At 39.3% G+C, this 2204-nt stretch carries 3 protein-coding genes; all 3 read left to right on the top strand.

Features of this window, described 5'->3' with window-relative positions; all coding sequences use genetic code 11:
* Nucleotides 1-73: 73 nt before the first annotated feature.
* Nucleotides 74-925: an N-acetylmuramoyl-L-alanine amidase family protein gene (locus tag QVO97_RS06955; RefSeq protein ID WP_022359639.1), complete on the top strand. Its 852-nt coding sequence runs from the start codon at nt 74-76 to the stop codon at nt 923-925.
* 78 nt (nt 926-1003) lie between these two features.
* A complete protein-coding gene (locus tag QVO97_RS06950; RefSeq protein WP_022359638.1) occupies nt 1004-1582 on the top strand; it encodes an FHA domain-containing protein in 579 nt (192 codons plus the stop codon).
* A 59-nt stretch (nt 1583-1641) separates the two neighbouring features.
* The gene (locus QVO97_RS06945; RefSeq protein WP_022359637.1) at nt 1642-2049 is read left to right on the top strand and encodes a DUF4190 domain-containing protein; all 408 of its coding nucleotides are present in this window, start codon (nt 1642-1644) and stop codon (nt 2047-2049) included.
* Nucleotides 2050-2204 lie beyond the last annotated feature (155 nt).

The following is a 2204-nucleotide window of genomic DNA, read 5'->3' as shown; positions in this document are numbered from 1 at the left end:
ACAGTCAGCGCAGCCAGCTCTGGATCCGGCATTTGAGCGTCTGGAGTAAAATTAAAAACAGGAGGTAATGGTTATGAAAAAGAAAATGAGTGTATTAGGTTTATCGGCAGCAATTATCTCATTAATGACGGTAGTTCCTGCTTTTGCTGGATGGGAGGCAAATGGAACCGGATATAAGTATCGGTATGACAGCGGAGAATACGCCCGTGATCAGATTATTACGCTGGATGGCGTAGTGTATGGATTTGATGAAAGCGGAAATATGGCTCAGGGATGGCTTCAACAGAGAAATGGAAACTGGTTCTTATTTGCCGAAAATGGTGCTCAGTTAACTGGATGGCAGCAGGTAAATGGCGTATGGTATTATATGGATCCATCCAAGCAGGGCAGGATGTTAACCGGGGCTATTACGGTTGATGGAAAGAAATACATTATGAACGATAGTGGTGCAATGAAAACCGGATCCATTGAATATGGAGGATATACATATTATGCAGAACCGGATGGCTCATTAAGACGAAATACCCAGCAGACGAATGGAAGCATTACCATTCGTTATGATGATTCGGGAAAAGAGTGGTACCGCAATGAGGAAAATATTATTAACAGCAAGGGTGGAGGAGAACAGTGGCTTCCGTTACTAGCTGGTTCAGCACTTTGGGATCAGAGATCGATTGTCCAGGAGGACAATGTTGATATTATTAAAGATAAAAAAGAAGAATTGGCTGAGCAATACAAAGAAGCAACGGCTGGAGTGTCTTATAAAAAATTACCGGATAAAAAGCAGAAGTGGGAAGCAAGAGCGAGAAAAAGACTTGCTGAACTGTATGTAGATGAAGGCGACATCAGTAATTTTATTCTTAAAGTTGAGAGTGGTACATATAGACCGGATGAAGAAGAAACATCGGAAGAATACGATTGGTAATTTTTGTACTTGCAATAGCAGTAGTTTAAAATTTTTTGAAATTTTAAACTGCTGCTGTATAGAAAAGGAGTGTGTGGGATGTTTTGTACAAAATGTGGAAAAAAAGTGATGGATGGTTCTAAATTTTGTATTTATTGTGGCAGCTTATTAAAGACACAGCCAGAGCCGAAAGCAGAACCAGTATGGACTCCACCGGTTCTCAAAAAGCCAGAAGAAAAGAAAATAGAGGGAAGAATTGTTTTACAGGATTTGGAAAAACCAACCAATTTATATGTTTGTGAAAGTACAGATTCGGGGATTTTGGGAAGAAGTGCAGAACAGTGCTGTATGGTGATTGAAAATGAAAAATCGGTATCCAGAATGCATTGTCAATTTAGCTGCCATGAAGATGGATGGTATGTAGAAGATCTGGGTTCTCATAACCATACAATATTAAATGGCAATGTGATTACGTCTCCAATGGCAGTTAAAGCAGGTGATCGTTTGAATTTAGGAGCGGTAAAACTTGTAGTGGCAGAAGCGGAGTTTGTTGAGAAATCAGAAGTTACACCAAAGCAGGATAATCCTTCGGAACAGGTATGGTTTTGTACAAATTGCGGATCTGAAATGTCGGAGAAGTGTCAGTTCTGTACGAACTGTGGAGCAGCCAGAGAATAGAAATGAATATAGCACCTAATAGGTTTTGTATAAATGTAAAGAAAAAGAGGAGATAAAAGATGAAGTGTACAAATTGTGGGACAGAGAATCCGTCCGATGCTGTTTTTTGCTCCCAATGTGGACAAAAAATAAAAAAAAGTGAGCCTATAGTACAACCACCTAAGCAGGAAGAACAGGTATATAATGTACAGGATATGCCATATAATCAGCCGCAGGGCGGTTCTGGAATGGCAGTTGCGTCTATGGTATGTGGTATTCTTTCATTGGTTTTATCCTGCTGTATACCGTATGTACCGTTTGTTTTGGCATTAATTGGAGTCATTTTAGGTGGCGTATCGTTACACGCACATAATGCTGGAAGAGGTATGGCGATTGCGGGTCTTGTTACTTCGATTATTTCTTTAGTTCCGGCGGTTATAGTTGTGGCAATGGGAGCAAGCCTGATGGCAGGTTTATCTGCACTTTAAACTTAACAATGGAATATATCGGTAGCAAAACAGAAAAGAAATGTTATATTATTTTAAATATACTGTTAGTAATCGGAGTAATAATATATTTTTTCTTTCATAAAGAATTAAAAGTGCTTCAGCAATCCCTGCCAAAATGTTTTTGGCAGGAATTG

The organism is Clostridium sp. CAG:43, assembly GCF_000434655.1.
In the GTDB taxonomy this organism is placed as follows: Bacteria; Bacillota; Clostridia; order Lachnospirales; family Lachnospiraceae; genus Otoolea; species Otoolea fessa.
Note: the sequence above shows the minus strand (reverse complement) of the source record. Positions and strands in the feature narration are given on the sequence as shown.